A 219-nucleotide genomic window follows, 5' to 3' on the forward strand; every position below is an offset into this window, starting at 1 on the left:
CGGGTCTTAATCAGTCCACTGGACTGATTGAGCGGCGAAGCCGGACGTCCCTCACCCTTCAGGCTCTGAGCCTGACGGTGGTGGCAGATAGAGTGCGTTGTGTTTTGATTTTGGTTGCGGGGACAGGATTTGAACCTGTGACCTTCAGGTTATGAGCCTGACGAGCTACCGGGCTGCTCCACCCCGCGTCATAGTTCTGTGTGTTGTTGTGAGATTTGT

Annotated in this window: 1 tRNA gene; it reads right to left on the reverse strand. The window is 54.8% G+C overall.

Features of this window, described 5'->3' with window-relative positions:
* Positions 1–111: 111 nt before the first annotated feature.
* Positions 112–188 (reverse strand) — tRNA-Met (locus tag LB462_RS31075).
* Between the last annotated feature and the right edge of the window lie 31 nt (positions 189–219).

This window comes from Phyllobacterium chamaecytisi, from assembly GCF_020164455.1.
Classification (GTDB): Bacteria; Pseudomonadota; Alphaproteobacteria; order Rhizobiales; family Rhizobiaceae; genus Phyllobacterium; species Phyllobacterium chamaecytisi.